Source organism: Desulfuromonas svalbardensis (genome assembly GCF_055389415.1).
Genome location: NZ_AP042416.1, coordinates 526,364 through 544,885, shown reverse-complemented (window position 1 = coordinate 544,885; position 18,522 = coordinate 526,364). Strand labels below are relative to the sequence as shown.

General features: G+C 47.2%; 15 protein-coding genes. 12 read left to right on the top strand and 3 right to left on the bottom strand.

Annotated features, from left to right (window positions below):
* Positions 1 to 2: 2 nt before the first annotated feature.
* The 5 genes from ACZ5KY_RS02530 to ACZ5KY_RS02510 all read left to right on the top strand — a co-directional run bounded on the left by ACZ5KY_RS02530 (position 3) and on the right by ACZ5KY_RS02510 (position 3,504).
* On the top strand, positions 3 to 2,711 hold the full coding sequence (locus tag ACZ5KY_RS02530; RefSeq protein ID WP_464242335.1) for a sensor domain-containing protein: 2,709 nt from the start codon (positions 3 to 5) through the stop codon (positions 2,709 to 2,711).
* A gap of 1 nt (position 2,712) precedes the next feature.
* Positions 2,713 to 2,853, top strand: a complete 141-nt coding sequence (locus ACZ5KY_RS02525) for a hypothetical protein (RefSeq protein WP_464242334.1) — start codon at positions 2,713 to 2,715, stop codon at positions 2,851 to 2,853.
* 73 nt (positions 2,854 to 2,926) lie between these two features.
* Positions 2,927 to 3,091 carry a sigma 54-interacting transcriptional regulator gene (locus ACZ5KY_RS02520; protein WP_464242333.1) on the top strand — a complete coding sequence of 55 codons (165 nt, stop codon included), beginning with the start codon at positions 2,927 to 2,929 and terminating at the stop codon, positions 3,089 to 3,091.
* Complete coding sequence (locus ACZ5KY_RS02515; protein ID WP_464242332.1) at positions 3,075 to 3,248, top strand: AAA-type ATPase lid domain-containing protein; 174 nt, start codon at positions 3,075 to 3,077, stop codon at positions 3,246 to 3,248. The genes ACZ5KY_RS02520 and ACZ5KY_RS02515 overlap by 17 nt, the downstream gene beginning before the upstream one ends.
* 133 nt (positions 3,249 to 3,381) lie before the next feature.
* Positions 3,382 to 3,504 (top strand): helix-turn-helix domain-containing protein, encoded by a 123-nt coding sequence (locus ACZ5KY_RS02510; RefSeq protein ID WP_464244614.1) that lies wholly within the window; start codon positions 3,382 to 3,384, stop codon positions 3,502 to 3,504.
* A 93-nt stretch (positions 3,505 to 3,597) separates the two neighbouring features.
* Here ACZ5KY_RS02510 and ACZ5KY_RS02505 read toward each other — a convergent pair whose 3' ends face one another.
* On the bottom strand, positions 3,598 to 6,501 hold the full coding sequence (locus tag ACZ5KY_RS02505; RefSeq protein ID WP_464242331.1) for a putative bifunctional diguanylate cyclase/phosphodiesterase: 2,904 nt from the start codon (positions 6,499 to 6,501) through the stop codon (positions 3,598 to 3,600).
* A gap of 12 nt (positions 6,502 to 6,513) precedes the next feature.
* Positions 6,514 to 7,383 carry an ethylbenzene dehydrogenase-related protein gene (locus ACZ5KY_RS02500; RefSeq protein ID WP_464242330.1) on the bottom strand — a complete coding sequence of 290 codons (870 nt, stop codon included), beginning with the start codon at positions 7,381 to 7,383 and terminating at the stop codon, positions 6,514 to 6,516.
* 310 nt (positions 7,384 to 7,693) lie between these two features.
* On the opposite strand from ACZ5KY_RS02500, the gene clpB reads away from it, so the two are divergent.
* The 7 genes from clpB (at position 7,694) to ACZ5KY_RS02465 (ending at position 17,579) form a co-directional block, all read left to right on the top strand.
* Positions 7,694 to 10,291, top strand: a complete 2,598-nt coding sequence (gene clpB / locus ACZ5KY_RS02495; RefSeq protein ID WP_464242329.1) for an ATP-dependent chaperone ClpB — start codon at positions 7,694 to 7,696, stop codon at positions 10,289 to 10,291.
* 86 nt (positions 10,292 to 10,377) lie between these two features.
* Complete coding sequence (locus ACZ5KY_RS02490; RefSeq protein ID WP_464242328.1) at positions 10,378 to 11,151, top strand: amidohydrolase family protein; 774 nt, start codon at positions 10,378 to 10,380, stop codon at positions 11,149 to 11,151.
* A gap of 81 nt (positions 11,152 to 11,232) precedes the next feature.
* On the top strand, positions 11,233 to 11,796 hold the full coding sequence (locus ACZ5KY_RS02485) for a LysE family translocator (RefSeq protein WP_464244613.1): 564 nt from the start codon (positions 11,233 to 11,235) through the stop codon (positions 11,794 to 11,796).
* 186 nt (positions 11,797 to 11,982) lie between these two features.
* The gene (uvrB, locus tag ACZ5KY_RS02480; RefSeq protein WP_464242327.1) at positions 11,983 to 13,977 is read left to right on the top strand and encodes an excinuclease ABC subunit UvrB; all 1,995 of its coding nucleotides are present in this window, start codon (positions 11,983 to 11,985) and stop codon (positions 13,975 to 13,977) included.
* A 182-nt stretch (positions 13,978 to 14,159) separates the two neighbouring features.
* Positions 14,160 to 15,020, top strand: a complete 861-nt coding sequence (locus tag ACZ5KY_RS02475; protein ID WP_464242326.1) for an NAD(P)-dependent oxidoreductase — start codon at positions 14,160 to 14,162, stop codon at positions 15,018 to 15,020.
* Positions 15,021 to 15,093: 73 nt separating this feature from the next.
* A complete protein-coding gene (locus tag ACZ5KY_RS02470) occupies positions 15,094 to 15,789 on the top strand; it encodes a response regulator (protein WP_464242325.1) in 696 nt (231 codons plus the stop codon).
* A 5-nt stretch (positions 15,790 to 15,794) separates the two neighbouring features.
* On the top strand, positions 15,795 to 17,579 hold the full coding sequence (locus ACZ5KY_RS02465; protein WP_464242324.1) for a HAMP domain-containing sensor histidine kinase: 1,785 nt from the start codon (positions 15,795 to 15,797) through the stop codon (positions 17,577 to 17,579).
* A gap of 23 nt (positions 17,580 to 17,602) precedes the next feature.
* Here ACZ5KY_RS02465 and ACZ5KY_RS02460 read toward each other — a convergent pair whose 3' ends face one another.
* A complete protein-coding gene (locus ACZ5KY_RS02460) occupies positions 17,603 to 18,511 on the bottom strand; it encodes a putative 2-dehydropantoate 2-reductase (RefSeq protein ID WP_464242323.1) in 909 nt (302 codons plus the stop codon).
* Between the last annotated feature and the right edge of the window lie 11 nt (positions 18,512 to 18,522).

Genomic DNA, 18,522 nt, shown 5'->3' with positions numbered 1-18,522 from the left:
TGATGGTGACAGCAAAATCTGATATTCCTGCTCCAAGTGACTGGTTGAAGAACGAGTTAGAACGTCTTCAGCAGGAAAACGTACGCCTTAAATTGGAAAATGAGAAAACCGCAACCTATGTGCGAGCGAAAGTTGATCAACTGCTCAAAATCATGGGGACGTTGCCACTGCGTCAGGAAGAACTTGACGATGAGACATTACTCTCTCTTGATCCTATCGGCATTGTTGGTGACAGCTTTTCTCAGGTGCTAGATCATTTACACCAAACTAATGATGAACTCATTGTTGCGCGTGATGAACTTCGAGCGATATTTGATGCAACGGGTGCTGCAATTATCGTTCTTGATCAAGAGTTAAATCTTCATTCATGCAACTCTCAGTCCATTGAACGCTTTGCGATGAACCGTGAAACGTGTGTTGGTCTGCCATTAAGGGATGCCATCCCAGACTGTGCAGAACTTCTTGACGATGCTTTTATTACCCAACTGACCACTTCTCCTGCCGAGTTTGTTTCAAGCTCACCCCCTGTTGAATTAGAAACTTGTTTTCGTGATTACTGTTACCACCTTATTGCTTCTCCTGTACGTGATTCAAATGATCACCCGTGGTTTTATGTATTGGTGTTCAGTGACATCACCGAGCGAAAAAAGACTGAAGAATCACTTATTGAAGCTGAAACACGGTTAACGGCAATCCTCAATACGATGATGGCAGGGGTGATGATTATTGATCCCGAAACGCATCGGATTGTTGATGTCAACCATATGGCTGCAACCATTATTGGTGACCCGCCAGAAAAAATAATTGGTTCCGTTTGTCATCGCTATGTGTGTCCCTCGGCCAACGGCCAATGTCCAATTACCGATTTGAATCAAGTGATTGATAACTCAGATCGCACTCTTCTTAATTCCTCAAAAGAACGAATTCCGATTCTGAAAACAGCCACCATGATTGAACTCTCGGGTAAATCTTTTATCCTTGAGAGTTTTATCGATATTCAAGCGCGTAAATTGGCTGAAAAAGCATTGTCTGAGAGTGAAAACCGTTATCGTTCCCTTTATTCATCGATGAAGGAGGGGATGTTGATTGGTGAATTGGTCAATTCTGCTGCGGGTTTTGCAACCGATTACGTGATTGTAGATCTTAATCAGGCCTGTGCGAAAATGGTTGATGAGAATATTGATGAGTTGATTGGAGTGAGAGCGTCTTCATGGTATGAGGACGGAGTGATCACTAACTTACAAATTATTGAATCCGTGGTGGATACTGGAATTCCTCAAGAATATGAACTGCGATTAAATCAGTTAGGTAAGATTTTTCATGTGTCGTTGTCTCGACCTGAAAAGGGGCAATTTGCAGCAATTATTAATGACATAACCGACAGCAAAAAAGCACAAAAAGAGATTGAGCGTCTTGCGTACTATGACACGTTAACTGGATTACCCAATCGAGTGTTGATTAAGGACCGCCTTCAGCAGGCGATGGCACAAGCAGATCGCACTCGTGGTCTGGTTGGTGTGTTGGCGCTAGATCTAGACCAATTTAAAAAGATTAATGATTCACTCGGTGTTGGTTGCGGTGATCAAATGCTTATAAAGATTGCTGAGCGATTAAATACGCATTTGCGTCAAGGTGATAGCGTTGCGCGAATGGGCGGAGATGAATTTGTCATCGTCTTAAGTAACATTAAAACGCAAAATGATATCGCAGCAGCGGCGGGTAAAGTGTTGGACTTATTGTGTGAACCAGTGGCAATCGACGACCATGACCTTGTGTGTACGGGTAGCCTTGGTATCGCCATGTATCCGATGGATGCCGATGAAGTCGATCTGTTGCTTAAAAACGCTGATACTGCCCAGTATCAAGCCAAGGAAGCGGGGCGTAATCTTTATCAGTTTTATTCACCAGATATGAACACTCGCGCCTTTGAACGCCTGTTTCTTGATTCAGATTTGCATCGAGCCATTGAGCGTGGTGAATTAGAGGTATATTACCAGCCGCAAATCAGTCTTAAACAGGGAGATATTATTGGTATCGAAGCCTTGTTGCGTTGGAATCACAAAGAAAAAGGTCAGATCTCACCAGCCGTCTTTATTCCGTTGGCTGAAGAGACTGATCTGATCCTTGAGATAGGTAAGTGGGTTCTTGACCATGCTTGCCAACAAGGACAAAAATGGCGCGAAGCGGGTCATGGAGATCTTCGGGTGGCCGTTAATTTATCAGCTCGTCAATTTCGTTCTGATCTGCCAAATATTGTCGCCTCAGCGCTTCAAGTCAGTGGTTTTCCTCCCTATTTGCTCGAATTAGAGTTAACCGAAGGTTTATTGATGGATAAGCCAGAGATGGCACGAGTTATCCTCAATCAATTACAAGATTTAGGTGTTAGTTTGTCTATTGATGACTTTGGCACGGGTTACTCATCGTTGAGCTATTTGAAGCACTTCCCCCTCAATCGATTGAAGATTGACCGCTCCTTTGTTAAGGATTTGAGTGTCGATTCAGACGACGCAACCATTGTTGAGGCGATTATTGCTCTGGCGCACGGGTTACGGTTACATGTGGTCGCTGAAGGGGTTGAGACCGTGGCGCAACTCGAATTTATGAAAGCTCACCAGTGCGATGAAGTTCAGGGCTTTCTTATGGCTCGGCCCATGACAGCAACAGCTTTCATTCAGTTTTTGCAGGACTATAACCCACTCAGCATAGGCTGATATGAGTGATACAACGTCGTCAATGCTTCCGATGCGCACGCCAGATCTCGAACTTCAGCAAACTGCTGAAGGGTTGGTGGGTGGTCTCGATTGCGTAGATCTGGCGCTCCTCGTTACAATCTCTTCCACGACAATTTTATGATTTAGCAAATGAAGTTAAGGGGCAGTCCTCGCCACTGCATAACGTTTATTTACGTTTAGACATAGGCGGTGTGATGCGTGAATTTCATACTGCTGTGGTGCGAGCTGGTGAAACAGGAACGGGGAAGGAGTTGGTAACCCGAGCTATTCACGCTGAAAGTCCCCGTTCATCACAACCCTATATCACTCTCAATTGCAGCGCCATTGCTTGTTGCCGATTTCATGCAGCAACTCAGTGATCGCTACCAGCGACACGTAGAACGCTTAACCCCTGAAGCCATGTCTTTGTTGCAAGCCTATTTGTGTCCAGGAAATGTGAGCGAGTTGCGTAATGAGATTGAGCGGGTGTTTGTTGAAAACTACTCTGAGGTGATTGGTGCTCGTGCTTTTGCCTAATGGATTCGCGAACGGCAGGTGTTTATTCAATCACCGGTGGCTGATAACTAACCCACGCCAGAATCAACGTTGATTTTGCCCTATCGGCCAGAAGCGAAACAGCCAACGCAACCTTTAACAGCAGAGCGTATTCATCAAGCCTACGGCATGTGATGGCAACCATAGTGCCGCAGCACGTGCTCTTGGTGTTCACCGTGCGACACTCTATCGTCATTTATCGCGTCTTGATATGTCCAGAGGTGATCTTCAGTTCTAGAAACTGAAATTTCATTAACAGCGTGGATCTTTTTGTTTGATGGGTATCATCATGCTGTTTAAGAACCATAGGTGTTGCGTACGGCAATAGAAATTAAGTGCGTTGGCTTTTTGACTCAGATATCCGTGGCTGTTTAAGGTGCAGCTGTTGTGCGAAAATCTCAAGGTCCTGTTGTGGAACAGGAGGGCTGTAGAGAAAGCCTTGCAAGCTTTGGCAGTTTAATTTAGCGAGAAAATGTTGTTGTTCGGTGGTTTCTACCCCTTCGGCGACCAGTTCAATTCCCATATGCGTTGCCATGGCAATAATGGTTTCCACCAGACGCATATCCTCTTTATCGGTAGGAATATCTTTTATAAAACTTCGATCAATTTTTAGAGTTTGAACTTGGAAATTCTTCAATTGGGTCAGAGAAGAATAACCCGTACCAAAATCATCGAGAGCGATCCGGATTCCCATCTTTTTCAGTTCATCAAGAACGTAGCGCGTTCGAGTTAGGTCCTGCATCATCGATGATTCAGTAATCTCAATTTCGATGTTTAGTGGATCCACTCCACTTTCATCCAGAGCTGAATTGATAATGTCGAGCAGTTTTAGGTCTGAAAACTGTCGCGGAGAAACGTTGACCGAAAAACGACAGTCTTCGTGACCGGCTTGCTGACAAAAGCGATAGGCGTAGTTAAACGCCTGTCGTAAAACCTGCTCACCCAATTTTAAAATGAGACCTGTCTCTTCGCACAATGGGATAAATTCATTAGGGGGAACGAATCCTTTTTTGGGATTATTCCACCGAACTAAGGCTTCCGCACCAAGGAGGCGACTACCATCAATATTCAATTGCGGTTGATAGTAGACGAGAAATTCATCGTGTTGCAAACCCTTGCGAATATCCTCTTCAAGGGAGATGCGGCGCTTAATCTCTTCATCCATAGATGCCGAGAAGGTGCTCAGGGTGTTTTTGCCCAGATCTTTCGCTGCATACATGGCAATGTCAGCATTTTTCAGTAACTCATTGGTGGTCTTCCCGTTATCTGGATAAATGGCGACACCAATACTTGCCGTGGTACGAATCTCGTGTTCTTCAAGGCAGAGCGGTTCGTTTAAGAGTGAAAGTAAGCGATTTGCCATTGGATAAATGGTGTTTAATGAGTCGATATTGCTTAGAATAATAATAAATTCATCACCACCTAGCCGACAGACTGAATCTTCATCTCTGAATGTATCAAGAAGTAATTGAGCTACAGCGATTAATAGTTTGTCGCCAAAGGCGTGACCAAGGCTGTCGTTTACATTTTTGAAATTATCGAGATCTAGGAAGAGAACGCCCACTTTATGGTCGTGGCGCTGGGCCTGGTTTATGGCAATTTTAAGTCGATCAGCCATCAACATCCGGTTCGGTAAGCCCGTCAAGGAATCGTGTAGCGCTTGGTGGCGCATCAGTTTCTCTTGTTCTTTAATCTTGCGGAGATCATGAAAAATGGAAATGAAGCCATTTGATTCACCACGAAGGCTTTCGAAGGTTGAGATGGTCGCCCATGTGGGAATATCTTGCCCATCTATCCTGGTTAAAGGGAGCTCCCCTTCCCACAGAGATGTTGAATCGGCAGATTTTCGGTGTCGACTTCCCGTTTTAAGCATCTCAGCTGTCAGTAGTTTAGGTTGACGACCATAGATTTCAGTGCCCGAAAAGCCAGTTAGGCGTTCGAACTCAGGGTTGACCTTGATGATTCTCCCTTCACTATCCATAACTAAAATAGCTTCTAAGGCATTGTGAAACACTTGGTCCATGAGCAACAATTGATCATTCGTTTGTTGTAGCTCAGTCGTGCGTTCGCTAACACGCTGTTCAAGTTTTGCATGGGCTTGGTGAAGTTGCTGCTGATTCACGCTGATGTTATCAGCCATATTGTTAAATCGCTCTGCCAAAAAACCGATCTGATCTTTGGTTTTACTATTTATCCGGTATGCAAAATTACCCTGAATATATTCATGTAGGCCAATAACAATCTTCTCGAGTCTTTTATGGAGAAGCGAGCTAAGGGCTAAGGTGAAGATGATGGCCAATAAAATACTTATCGCCGACAGGGTGGAAAATTTTATCTTTCCAACTTGTGCCGTGGTGGCAATAACTTGAGCATCAAGTTGAAGGCGTTGTTTCTCTAGTTTAACGAGATAGGTAAGGGCACTCTGAACACCATCCCAAGCTTTATTTAGTTCGGCAATTTCATCGACAAGGTAAGATAAATTTGGATCGTACTCCCACAAGTTGTAGATCCCAGGGAGGTTGATTTTTAATTTCTTAACGGATTTGCGAAGCTGAGTCATTTGCGTGCAGCATTCAGAACTGTCACAGGTCGAGGTGCTTTGATCTTCAAATTGATTCAGTTCTAATTCAAGATTAGTGAGTAGTGAAACGATAATTTTGGGTTGATGTGTTGGTGTGCTTTTGAGCTGTTGATACGTAGAATCAATTGTTAGAAGTATGTGCTCTAGAGTTCCAATTTTCTGGATGGCGTCAGGGTCGCTGTCGTAAGTAAAGTCGAAAAGTATCATCTGAACCTGAAAGAGTTGCGCTAGCTCTTGTTCAATCTGCTGTTCAAGCAGTTGTAGGTCGGAGTTAAATTCCTGACGTGCTTGATGGTAAAAAGGCAGAGCAGTTAGTATGATCTGGCTGTGGATCTCAATGTTCTTTAGGTGTGGTTGGATTTGTGGTGGAAAGTTGTTTTTTGCAATGTTACGTCGTAGCCCGTGGATGATTTTTTCCAGGTTACCAGTGTTAACAAAGATATCGGTGGTATCATAAACAAAGAGGGAATAAGCTTCATGGCTTGCTCTCTCCATGTGTGCAAGAACCTCTAAGCGAGCTGGCACCTGTTTGTTTAGTGTTTGAATGCTCTCTTGGTCAATATTAATCTGATGAAGGGCAATAAAGATCATTGCCAGTTGGATCAAAATCAATATGCTGAGACCGATATTTTTTACCCAGTGATATGGAATCATGTATATTTTGCTTTATTTAAAGGTCAACGATAACAGCTCAGAAGTGTCACCGCAGCCATATAGGGGTTGTTGGCTTTCAGGTTCTTGATCTCGCCCAGCGATCTCAAAGCGACTAACACCAAAGAGATAGTTGTTGCTTGTATCCATTTGAACATCGTCAAGATTTCCAGTATTGAGCAGGCGAGAAAACTCAATGGTCCACACGCCATTTTCCCACTGCCCCTTTGCGCGAATATCTGCGCGACTTCCCGACGTCTGTGTTTGGCGATACTTTGTAACGCAGTCGCCAACATACTCTGTTTGAAGACTTGGCATGTAGGCGCTCTCTCCCGTATCGGCATTACGGCGTAGGTAAAACACTTTGCCAGATGCCGAAATGATTTGTTGGCTCTGCTTATTACGCGTTGTAGTGTAATACTGAATTTTATCATCAGCATAGCCTGCATGGTCGGTACGAGAAGCTTTCCAAAACCAAATGTCGGCGCGATAGGGGCGGTCAGCGTTTAAGGATAGGTCGTTGTTGTGGGTTGACATATTCCATTTTAAAACCAAAACATCTTCGCGGGTTGGTCCATCGTAATAACTTTCTGTCTCGTTATTCCAGATTAGCGCTCGATGCAGGCGATCCTCAGTTGTGTCCGGGTAGGTTGCTAACAGATAGATACGATCAGCGTCATAACAGGCCTTGAGGGTGATATCGATATTCGCGTGTTGATCGTGAACGACGATTGCGTCGTGGTCCGCCCACATCGTCTCCGTAATCATACCGTCAATTGTTGGTGCTTGATCCGTTCTGGTAGCGAAAAAAGGTGTGCTATTGCTGGCGAAACAGATGTTGCAAAAGATGAGAATTGTGACGCAACTAAGAATAAGAGGTCGCATGGTCTCTCCTCGGTGAAGGTTTAATGGCTAGTATCCGGGACTTAATGGTGGTGGACAAGAAGATTAGCTGCGCTATTAGTACCACATATTTAGCCTTTTCCCCGCCCCAATCGTGCTGCGACGTTGCAGGTGTCGCAGTGATATAAAATATGTAACGTCGCAGTGACAATGGGAAAAAGTTGGTTAAACTGTAACTGTCTGTAGTTTAGTGGTTTTATTGGTTGGTCTAGCTTTTGAAGTGTATTGAGTCATTATCCGCGTAAGAAAATGATGTTAAAATCATGATGACTTAATTTTTAAGGAGTTCACGATGGAACGAGATCAAATGACACGCAATAGTCAACAGGCCTTACAGCAGGCGCAACAGTTAGCCAAACAGCTAGGCCATACTGAGGTTGACGCTGAACACCTTTTGATTGCCCTATTGGAGCAAGGTGATGGCTTGGTGCCGCGTTTGCTGGAGAAAATGGGTGTTACCCTGCCATCGCTACGAGCCGAGCTGCAAGGCCTGATTGATAAAAAGGCGCAGGTGAGTGGTGGCGAGCAGAAGGTTTATCTGTCGCAACAACTTGATCGTATTTTAACTCAGGCGCAGCGGCAAGCCGAAGGGCTGAAAGATGAATATATCAGCGTTGAGCATCTGCTGTTGGCTTTAGTAACAGAAGATAAAAAAAGTGATGTTGGTCGTATTCTGATTGCGAACAATGTGACGGGTAAATCAATTTTACAGGCGCTCGAGTCGGTACGTGGTCACCAACGTGTTACCAGTGAAGACCCAGAATCCACCTATGAGGTGTTGGAAAAATATGGTCAAGACCTTGTTGCTGCGGTGCGCGCAGGGAAACTCGATCCTGTCATTGGTCGCGATGAAGAGATCCGCCGTGTTATCCGAATTCTATCGCGCAAAACAAAAAACAACCCAGTGCTCATTGGTGAACCCGGTGTTGGTAAAACAGCTATTGTGGAAGGGCTAGCCCAGCGGATCGTGCGTGGAGATGTCCCCGATGGCATGCGCGATAAAACGATCTTTGCCCTCGATATGGGAGCCCTGATCGCTGGGGCAAAATATCGCGGTGAGTTTGAGGAGCGTCTTAAGGCGGTGCTCAACGAGATCCGTGGTAGTGAGGGGAAAATCCTGTTGTTTATTGATGAATTGCACACCATCGTTGGCGCGGGGAAAACCGAAGGGTCGATGGATGCGGGCAATATGCTCAAACCGCTGTTAGCGCGAGGTGAACTGCACTGCATTGGCGCGACCACTCTCAACGAGTATCGTGATCATCTCGAAAAAGACGCCGCCTTGGAGCGCCGTTTCCAACCTGTCTTGGTTCAGCAGCCTACCGTTGAGGATAGCATCAGTATTCTGCGTGGTTTGAAAGAACGCTTCGAAGTTCATCACGGTGTGCAGATTCAGGATCAGGCTCTGGTTGCAGCGGCAACCCTGAGTCAACGTTATATCTCTGAGCGTTTTTTGCCCGATAAGGCGATTGACCTCGTCGATGAAGCCTGCGCCATGATCCGCACTGAGATCGATTCGATGCCAGCGGCGATGGATAGTGCGTCTCGCCGCGTGATGCAGTTAGAGATTGAGGAGGCGGCACTGGTGAAAGAATCCGATGTCGCGAGCAAGGATCGGTTGAAAAATCTCCAAGCTGAACTGGCCGAACAAAAGCATATTGTCGATACCTTTAAGGCGCAGTGGGATGTGGAAAAGTCGGCCCTGAATGAGGTGCACCAGTTACGCGAACAGATCGAACAAGCGGGTCATCAATTGGAGGCTGCCGAGCGTGATTATGATCTCAATACCGCAGCCGAAATTCGTCATGGCCGCCTGCCGCAACTGGAGCAACAACTGCAACAATTGGAAGCCACGGCAGCCGCACGACCCGAAGGGCAACGCTTGCTCCATGAGTGTGTTAGTGCCGATGAGATAGCTGACATTGTCGCCAAGTGGACGGGAATCCCCGTCGAACGGATGCTCGAAGGGGAGCGGGAAAAACTGCTTAAATTGGATGAGCATCTCCATCAGCGGGTGATCGGTCAACACGAGGCGGTACAGTTAGTCAGCGATGCGGTGATCCGCGCCCGTGCGGGGATTAAAGACCCGGGGCGACCAATGGGTTCATTTATTTTCCTCGGTCCCACTGGGGTGGGAAAAACTGAGTTAGCGAAAGCATTAGCGGCATCACTGTTTGATAGTGAAGAGCATATGATCCGCATTGATATGTCGGAATACATGGAGAAACATAGTGTCAGTCGTTTGGTTGGCGCACCACCGGGATATGTCGGATATGATGAAGGGGGCCAACTCACCGAGGCGGTCCGTCGTCGCCCTTACGCCGTGGTGTTGTTCGATGAGATAGAAAAAGCGCACCCCGATATCTTCAATGTATTGTTGCAGATCATGGATGATGGACGTATCACCGATTCCCATGGCCGCACCGTCGATTTTAAAAATACAGTGATTATTATGACCTCTAACATTGGCTCAGAATTTTTACTTCAGGATGAGGGTGAAGGTGAGATTAGTGAGACAGCCCGCGATGCCGTACTTGGTCAGTTGCGCCATCATTTCCGCCCTGAATTTTTGAATCGCGTTGATGATACGGTGCTGTTTCATCCCCTACGCCGCGATCAACTCGCCCAGATTATCGATTTACAGGTGCAAGAGTTGCAACAACGACTCAGTGACCGCCGTATCGAGATCAACTTGACCTCTGAAGCCAAGCAGTTAGTGTGTGATCGATCTTATGATCCCCATTACGGCGCACGGCCACTGAAACGTTATTTACAGCACCAGCTTGAAACGAAGATGGGTCGCGCAATCATCGCTGGTGAAATAGTTGATGATAGCCGCGTTGAGGTTGGCGTGACGAATGGGGAGTTGAGTTTGACTGTGTTCCCCTAATGTAAACGGCGGGGCATTAAAATCAAGTGAAAGGGAGTGGGTGTATTCCTGCTCCCTTTTTTTGTAAGAAATGAAGGGTAGGGACTGTGACGAAAATTGATCAATTCAAAGTGTTCGATAGTCATTTTCACATTATTGATCATCACTTTCCCGTTGTCGAAAATCAGGGATATCTACCACCAAATTTTAGCGTCGCGGACTATCGAGAGCAGACTAAGCATTATAATATTATCGGTGGTGCGGTTGTGTCCGGATCGTTTCAGGCTTTTGATCAAACCTATCTTCTTGCAGCGTTAAAGCAATTGGGGCCAAACTTTGTCGGCGTCACCCAGTTGCCAGAATCGGTGACCGATGATGAGCTTTTGCGTTTAAATCAAGCCGGAGTTCGGGCGGCACGCTTTAATTTAAAACGTGGTGGTTCGCAGGGGGTTGCAACATTGAAACACTTTGCCAGTCGAGTGCATGAAGTGGTGGGGTGGCATGTCGAGCTTTATGTCGATGCTAACGATCTCCCTGATCTGCGCCCCATACTCATATCCTTGCCTCGTGTCAGTATCGATCACCTTGGCTTATCTGGGGCAGGGCTGCCAGCTCTTCTCAAGCTGGTTGAACAAGGGGTGTTTGTCAAAGCGACAGGCTTTAGTCGTGTTGATTTTGATGTAACTTCAGCGCTCCAGCAGATCTTTCACATCAATCCAAATGCCCTTGTTTTTGGTACTGATCTTCCTTCGACACGCGCGCCACAACCCTATAGTGATGCCGATTTTTTTCGCGTTATTGACGCTGTTGGCGAAGAGTTAGCACAAAAAGTATTTTACCAAAACGCATTGAACCTCTATGATCTGCACTCTGAAGATTAAATTGGAACGTAGTGTTAGTGTTGTCATTGAAAGGTATTTCCGTTGTTACATGTGAATGGTGAAATAGTGGTGTTGTGGTTGGTGACACTGTTGCCCGTCGTTATTAGCCCAGGACCTGCAAATATTCTCTATGCCGCCTCGGGTAGTTCGTTTGGTGTTCGGGGAACCGTACCCTTTTGGTTGGCGACAAACTTAACCAGTGTTTTTCAAACGTTGGCCGTCGGTTTTGGTCTCGATTTTCTCCTGACAACCTATCCTCAGTCCGTCGTTGTGATTAAACAGGTTGGTATCCTGTTTTTACTTTATCTTGGGTTTAAGTTTTTTAAAATGTCGAACAGTTTGGCCGAGACATTTAAACCGCTGACGTTTAAGGATGGCGTAATTGTTGAGATTCTAAATGTGAAATATTTATTGGTACCAACAATCATGTTCTCGCAATTCTATACCCCTGTTGCCGGTGAGTACGGGCAGATTTTTTTGTTAACCTTTGCCCTCGTCTCGCTCACATTAGCCACTAGTATGTTGTGGATTCTAGGTGGTCGTTCTCTGGCCTTATTGGTCGCTAAAAAAGATTCGCAAAGAGCGCAGGGGTTGATTTTCGGTTCGTTGCTGTGCGTTACGGCGGTGTGGTTGTATTTGAGCTAAACCAAGGTTGTTTGACATTGTTGTCCATTGAAAGCCGCTTAATTGTAATTGATTGAGTGGCTTTTCTGTTATGGCGCTACACTGAACCCTATTGGTGGCAACAGGGGAAGTATGGTAGTTTAGACAGTGTTTAGCTGGTGATTAACTGCACACATGGGGTGTGCACTGTGACTGAGAAAGAATCAAATGGCGAAGTTCGTTTTAAAATCAGAGTTTGAACCCGCCGGCGATCAACCGACGGCTATAGCCGAGCTGGTTGAAGGGGTTAACGATGATGCCCGGCATCAGGTGTTGCTCGGTGTAACGGGCAGCGGTAAAACTTTTACCATGGCCAATGTCATTGAACAGACTCAGCGACCCGCCCTGATATTAGCTCACAATAAAACCCTCGCCGCGCAATTGTACGGTGAGTTTCGCGAGCTGTTTCCCAATAATGCCGTCGAGTATTTTGTCTCCTATTACGATTACTATCAACCCGAAGCCTATGTTTCCAGTACCGATACCTTTATTGACAAAGATTCCTCGATCAATGAAGAGATCGATAAACTGCGGCATAGTGCCACGCGCAGCCTGTTAACGCGGCGCGATGTGATTATTGTTGCCTCGGTATCGTGTATCTATGGCCTGGGTTCACCGGAAGCCTATTTTGGTATGCTGGTCGACTTAGAGGTCGGGATGGAGCTTGATCGCAATGCGCTGTTGCAGAAGTTGGTTGATATCCAATATCAGCGTAATGATACTGATTTTCACCGTGGCACCTTTCGCGTGCGCGGCGATAGTGTTGAGATCTTTCCCGCCTATGAAGAAGATCTTGCCTTACGGATCGAATTCTTTGGTGATGAGATCGATGCCATTAGCGAAATTGATCCGCTACGTGGCATTGTTATCGATAAAGTGGCAAAAACCAGTATTTTCCCCGCCAGTCACTATGTAGCGACTCGGCAAACGCTGAAAAATGCGATCAAAAAAATTCAGGATGAGTTGCAGCAACGGATCACCTATTTTCGTGAGCGTAATCAATTGGTGGAAGCGCAACGGATTGAGCAGCGCACCATGTTTGATATTGAGGTGATGGAGGAGATGGGCTATTGCCAGGGGATCGAAAACTATTCGCGCTATATGGATGGCCGCGATGTGGGCGAGGCCCCAGCAACCCTATTCGATTATTTCCCCGATGATGCTTTACTGTTTATCGACGAAAGTCATGTCAGTGTTTCGCAGGTGGGGGCGATGTATCGTGGCGATCGCTCACGTAAGGAGAATTTGGTTGGTTATGGTTTTCGTCTGCCTTCAGCGTTGGACAACCGACCGCTTAAATTTGAAGAGTTTGAGGGTAAAGATCTCCAAACGGTCTATGTTTCGGCAACGCCTGCGGATTACGAGCTCGAAAAAGCACATGGCGTGGTGGTAGAACAAATTGTTCGGCCAACCGGCTTGCTAGATCCGCCGATCGAGGTTCGTCCCGCCCAGCAACAGGTGGATGATTTAGTTCACGAAATTCATGCCACTGTGGCGATCCAGGCGCGAGTTTTGGTGACCACCATGACCAAGCGGATGGCGGAGGACCTTACTACTTATTTGCAAGAGTTGGGGATTCGGGTGCGCTATCTGCACTCCGATATTGACACCGTTGAACGGGTGGAGATCATTCGCAATTTACGCCTAGGGGAGTTCGATGTGTTGATCGGCATCAACTTGTTGCGTGAGGGGTTGGATATCCCTGAGGTGGCGTTGGTGGCCATTTTGGATGCCGACAAAGAGGGCTTTTTGCGCAGCGCCCGCGCCTTGATTCAGAGTTGTGGTCGTGCGGCACGGAATTTAAATGGACGGGTGATTATGTATGCCGACCGGGTGACGAAATCGATGAAAGCGTGCATTGATGAAACGGAACGGCGTCGGGTACATCAACAAGCATACAATGAAGAGCATGGCATTACGCCACGTTCGATATCTAAATCGATGCGCACTATTCTTGATGACCTTAAGGGTGATAGCGGTGAACTGTTGAAGGTTGCCGAAGAGTTGGCGGCTTGGAAAAATCCAGCCCAGTTGCGTAAAGAGATCAAGCTGATTCGCAAGCAGATGTTGGCCGCAGCGGCTGAACTTAACTTTGAAAAAGCGGCAGAGTTACGCGATCAATTGTTGCGGTTGGAAAAACAGGAGTTGGGCTTGACGGATTAGTGCCTGACTTCTGTTGTGAGTTGCTTCGTTTGAGTTTTACGTTCCATGTGGACTCAGGTCTTGATTTCGTTCAACGTTGGCACTTGACTTTCCGCACTCAAGACCTGAGTGCTCATGGGATTGGTCGTTTGCGAATATCTAACAGTTTTAAATAATATGGTGTTTATAAAGGAGTATTTGTGATGGCAAAATATGGCTTTATTGGTACGGGATTAATGGGCAACGCGATGGCGTTAAATCTGCTCAATGCAGGACATGAACTCACGGTTTTTAATCGCGATGCCAGTAAGTGTAAAAATCTCGTTGAAGCTGGAGCGAAACAAGTGGGCACCTCCCTCGAAGTGGTTGCCGCAGCAGATATCACTTTTTGTATGGTTTCCGACCCGCAAGCGGCATTGTCGGTATGTTTTTCCCCTCATGGTGTGATTCAAGGGATTAGCCAAGGCAAGTGCTATGTCGATATGTCGACGGTTGATCCGCAAACAGCGGAGAAGATTGGTATCTCGGTGCAAGCGCGCGGTGGTCTGTATCTTGAAGCTCCGGTATCGGGCTCGTTGCAACCCGCTAAAGATGGTCAGTTGGTCATTATGGCTGCGGGTGATCAGGCTCTGTGGCAGAAGGTGCAACCTGCCTTTGAGGTGATGGCCAAGAAAAGTGTGTTCCTCGGCGAAATCGGTGCCGCAGCCAGCATGAAACTAGCGGTTAACATGATGATGGGCAGCATGATGTCGGCGTTCGGTGAAGCAATGAGCCTTGTCGATTCGTGCGACCTCAAAGGGCAAGACTTTCTCGATATCCTCAGCGAGGGTGCGTTGGCCTGTCCGATGTACGCTGGCAAGGGTGCCGCAATGTTGGCGGAGAATTACAGCGCCAATTTCCCCCTCAAGCACTTACAAAAAGACCTCCGTTTAGCGATTCAAATTGGCGATGACAAACAGGTGCCTTTACCCTCGGTTGCCACTGCGAATGAGGCGTTTAAGCGCGCCTGTCAGCAAGGCTTGGCCGATGAAGATATGTGTGCCGTGGTAAAAACGGTGAAATAAAAGAAAAAATCTCCCGTTCTCATCAATTCCTAACGTTTGAGGCGTTTAAGTATCTTGAAAGGATGGATATTCGATGAATAAAACAATACTGATTGTTGAGGACGAAGAAGATATTCTTGCCCTGGTGCACTATAATCTCAGTCGCGAAGGGTATAAGGTTGTGACGGCTACCAGCGGTGAAGAGGGTGTGCGTGTCGCTCAGGAAACGCAACCCGACTTAGTGCTTTTAGATTTAATGCTGCCGGGGATGAATGGTCTTGAGGTGTGTCAGACGCTCAAGAACGATGCTGCTTTGCGTGAAATTCCTGTCATCATGTTAACTGCTAAGGGGGAGGAGTCTGACATCGTTGCTGGGCTTGAGATCGGTGCCTCCGATTATGTGACCAAACCTTTTAGCACTAAGGTGTTGTTGGCACGCGTGGCAGCTGTTTTGCGGCGCTATTGTGACGATGAGTCTGAACACGAGATCAATGCTGAAACGGTGATTGAAAGCCATGGCTTAGTGATTCATCCGGGCCGAAACGAGGTGTTGGTTGAAGGGCGTGCGGTTGATCTCACCTATACCGAATTTCGTGTGCTCCATTTTCTTGCCAGCCGTCCGGGCTGGGTATTTACCCGTTATCAGATCGTGAATGCCGTTCGTGGTGAAGATTATTCGGTGACCGACCGTGCCGTGGATGTTCAAATTGTTGGCTTACGACGCAAATTGGGTAACGCTGGTCATTGCATCGAAACAGTGCGCGGTGTTGGTTACCGCTTCAAGGATTGACTCCCATGCAAAAAAATCGTTCCCGCCGCCTTTTATGGCAGATCTATCCTGTTTTTTTCCTCGTAACGGTTGTCGCAATCATTGCAGTGTCGTGGTATTTCTCGTCAGCTCTTAAAGAATTTCATCATCAGGATAGTGTTGCTTCGTTACGCGCTCGCGCTGAATTGATCGCATTTCAAGTGCAGGATCCTATTCGGACTCAGTCATGGAATGAACTCAATCAGCTGTGTCGCGAAGCAGGAGTGAAAATCTCGACGCGGATCACCATTCTTCTGCCGAGTGGTCAGGTTGTTGGTGATACCCGTGAAGAACCCGCACGGATGGAAAACCATGCGGCGCGACCTGAGGTGGTTGAGGCTCTAAGTGGACAAGTGGGAACCTCCAGCCGTTTTAGTCGTACTCTGCAAAAAGAGATGATGTATTTAGCCGTTCCGGTACTAAGTGATGGAGCTGTGGTTGGTGTTGTCCGAACAGCAATGGCGGTGGATGCTGTCGAAGCGCGCATGGGTGTGTTGCGTGAGCGTGTTGTGGCTGGCGGAATGATTGTCAGCATTCTCGTTGCGTTACTGAGTCTTGTGATTTCGCGGCGCATTAGTCGCCCTCTTGAGCAGATTAAGCAAGAGGCTGAACGCTACGCACAAGGGGACTTTGAGCATCACTTACGGGTGAGTGGTTCAAGTGAAATTGTCGCCTTAGCTCAAGCTCTGAACGAGATGGCGGTGCAACTTAATGATCGCATTACCACGATTGATAAACAGCGTAATGAGCAGGATTCGGTTCTGTGCAGTATGGTGGAAGGGGTGATTGCAATTGACTCCAATCAAAACGTATTGCGGATTAATCCTGCCGCAGCGCGATTGCTCGATGTTGATGTTCAGGGTGTGGTCGGTTTAAGTGTTCAACGGGTGGTGCGCAAAGCGGAGTTACTCGATTTTATCACCAATACCATGGGTAGCGAAGTGGCCATCGAAGAAGATATGGTGTTGTTTTCAGGTGAGGCTGAGATGTGTATTCAGGCTCATGGCACCATGTTGCGCGGTGGCAACGGTGAGAGTATTGGGGCTTTGGTTGTCTTTAACGACCTGACCCGTATTCGTCGTCTTGAAACCATGCGTCGTGATTTTGTCGCCAATGTTTCACATGAATTAAAAACGCCTATTACTGCCATCAAAGGGTTTGTTGAAACGTTGCTTGATGGTGCGCTGGATGATCGCAAGAATTCTAAAGATTTTTTACATATCATCGAGCGTCAAGTGGAGCGTTTGAGTATCATCATTGAAGACTTGATGAGCCTTTCTCGGATCGAACAGGGGGAGGAGAAGCAGCACTTCGAGCTTGAGCCTAGTAATCTTGTCACGATTGTCGATGAGGCGATTAGCGACTGCACGATGCTCGCTACTCAGATGGGGATCACCATCGAACCATCGAAGTGCGGTACACTAACCGTCGCCCTAAACGGCGCGTTGCTCGAACAGGCGCTAACAAACTTAATTGATAATGCCATTAAATATAGTGCTGAAGGTTCGACGGTGTTAGTGAGTTGCAGGGAGCGTTCGGGGATGGCTGAGGTTCGCGTTATTGATCAAGGCTGCGGTATTGAGGCCGAGCATTTACCGCGACTCTTTGAACGCTTTTACCGGGTCGATAGGGCTCGTAGCCGCAAGGCCGGCGGCAGTGGTCTTGGCCTCGCAATCGTAAAACATATTGTTCAGATTCATCATGGCGATGTTAGCGTCGAAAGTATCCCCGGTCAGGGGAGTCAATTCGTGATCCGTTTGCCGTTAGTGTAAATCCATTGCTTTACCGCCAAGGTCTATTTCTCACCGAGGCTGAGTAGGCTGTGCAGCATGGTGGTTTGTGGCATTGACACCCCTTGTTGGGCCGCATGCTGCAATGGTGTCGCGTAGATCGATGCTAATTCGAGGGCACGCAGTTGCTGGCGATCGATCATCATACTTGGTTGGTAGTTGCCCATCCCCTCGGTGAGGTGAATGAGTTGTGTTGCAAAGTCATTGGCGATGGGGGTGCTGAGACCTTGAGCGTTGGCCGCCAGAATGACTTCGTCCATCAGTGTTTTTATCAGCTCGCGGCTGGGTGGATGGTTGAGCAGTTGGTCGGTGGTGCATTGTGTTAGTGCGCACAATCCATTAAAGGGGATGTTCCACACCAGTTTTTCCCAGCGGGCCTTCTTTAGGTCGGCCACGGCTTCACACGGAACTCCTGAGCGTTTAAACCGTTCTTCCAGTGCACATGCTCGTGACGATAATCCCTCTGAAAACTCCCCTAGTCTAATTTTACCCTGGCCTAAATGATGAACAGTTCCCGGCTCGCCACGGTTCGAACACAAAAATGCGACACCGCCTAAAATCCGTTTCACGCCAAATAGTGTGGCAAGTTGCTCCTCGTTGCCGAGTCCATTTTGCAAAGTCAGAATCGCTGTTGTTTCATGTAAGAGGGGGCGAATCAATGGTTCCATGTCGTGGTTGTCAAATGTTTTGAGGCCAATGATTACTGTGTCAACGGTGGGCATGTCAGTCGAAGAGGCGTACCCATTTACCTTGTCGAGATGAAAATCACCGTTGGCAGAGGTGATGGAGAGCCCGCCTTTTTTGACCGCAGCAAGATCGCGGCGCATCAGGAAATGAACCTCTTCACCAGCGTGTTGCAGCATGGCACCGTAGTACAGCCCTAACGCTCCTGATCCTATAATAGCAATAGACATAATGTCTCCTG

Excerpts from the sequence above, each read along its gene's own strand:
- ACZ5KY_RS02530 (WP_464242335.1), top strand. The coding sequence starts at position 3 with ATGGTGACAGCAAAATCTGATATTCCTGCTCCAAGTGACTGGTTGAAG.
- ACZ5KY_RS02525 (WP_464242334.1), top strand. The coding sequence starts at position 2,713 with ATGAGTGATACAACGTCGTCAATGCTTCCGATGCGCACGCCAGATCTC.
- ACZ5KY_RS02520 (WP_464242333.1), top strand. The coding sequence starts at position 2,927 with ATGCGTGAATTTCATACTGCTGTGGTGCGAGCTGGTGAAACAGGAACG.
- ACZ5KY_RS02515 (WP_464242332.1), top strand. The coding sequence starts at position 3,075 with ATGCAGCAACTCAGTGATCGCTACCAGCGACACGTAGAACGCTTAACC.
- ACZ5KY_RS02505 (WP_464242331.1), bottom strand. The coding sequence starts at position 6,501 with ATGATTCCATATCACTGGGTAAAAAATATCGGTCTCAGCATATTGATT.
- ACZ5KY_RS02500 (WP_464242330.1), bottom strand. The coding sequence starts at position 7,383 with ATGCGACCTCTTATTCTTAGTTGCGTCACAATTCTCATCTTTTGCAAC.
- clpB (WP_464242329.1), top strand. The coding sequence starts at position 7,694 with ATGGAACGAGATCAAATGACACGCAATAGTCAACAGGCCTTACAGCAG.
- uvrB (WP_464242327.1), top strand. The coding sequence starts at position 11,983 with ATGGCGAAGTTCGTTTTAAAATCAGAGTTTGAACCCGCCGGCGATCAA.
- ACZ5KY_RS02475 (WP_464242326.1), top strand. The coding sequence starts at position 14,160 with ATGGCAAAATATGGCTTTATTGGTACGGGATTAATGGGCAACGCGATG.
- ACZ5KY_RS02470 (WP_464242325.1), top strand. The coding sequence starts at position 15,094 with ATGAATAAAACAATACTGATTGTTGAGGACGAAGAAGATATTCTTGCC.
- ACZ5KY_RS02465 (WP_464242324.1), top strand. The coding sequence starts at position 15,795 with ATGCAAAAAAATCGTTCCCGCCGCCTTTTATGGCAGATCTATCCTGTT.
- ACZ5KY_RS02460 (WP_464242323.1), bottom strand. The coding sequence starts at position 18,511 with ATGTCTATTGCTATTATAGGATCAGGAGCGTTAGGGCTGTACTACGGT.